This window comes from Bartonella vinsonii subsp. berkhoffii ATCC 51672, assembly GCF_902825225.1.
GTDB lineage: Bacteria > Pseudomonadota > Alphaproteobacteria > Rhizobiales > Rhizobiaceae > Bartonella > Bartonella berkhoffii.
Window position 1 is genome coordinate 1 of the sequence record NZ_CADEAK010000277.1, and the last position, 400, is coordinate 400.

General features: G+C 52.2%; 1 pseudogene. It reads left to right on the forward strand.

Annotation, left to right across the window (positions count from 1 at the left end):
- Nucleotides 1-27: 27 nt before the first annotated feature.
- Nucleotides 28-400: pseudogene (locus J7R10_RS09255) on the forward strand (Bgr_08870 family protein); the annotation flags it as partial.

Below are 400 nucleotides of genomic sequence, written 5' to 3' on the forward strand. Positions count from 1 at the left end.
AAAGCGACGTCCCCCCTTGAAATTCTTATGACACAAAGCGGTACCATTCCATTTCCTGAAGGTGTTAGTGATGACACAGAAATTGAAATACGCGCGTGGGTGCTGGTGGAGGAGGTGGTGGCGGAGAAAGAGAAGGCAAATATACAAGCCTCCACAATGGAGGAGGAGGCGAAGGAGGTCAATGTGTGCATGTTAAAGTTAAAGGATGGCAACTTAAAAAATCGAGAACAGCCCAAATTGGTCGTGGCGGTGGAAGGTTTCATGGAAACAAAGAGGGGGCTTAAGGGGGGGGGTCACTTTTTAATTGGGGTATTTGCGCAGGGGGGGGAAGGGGAGGGTGTTGGGGGGGGCGGGGGGGGTTTTTCTAGCTCAGGGGGTGTTTTTGGTGGTGAGGTGGGGG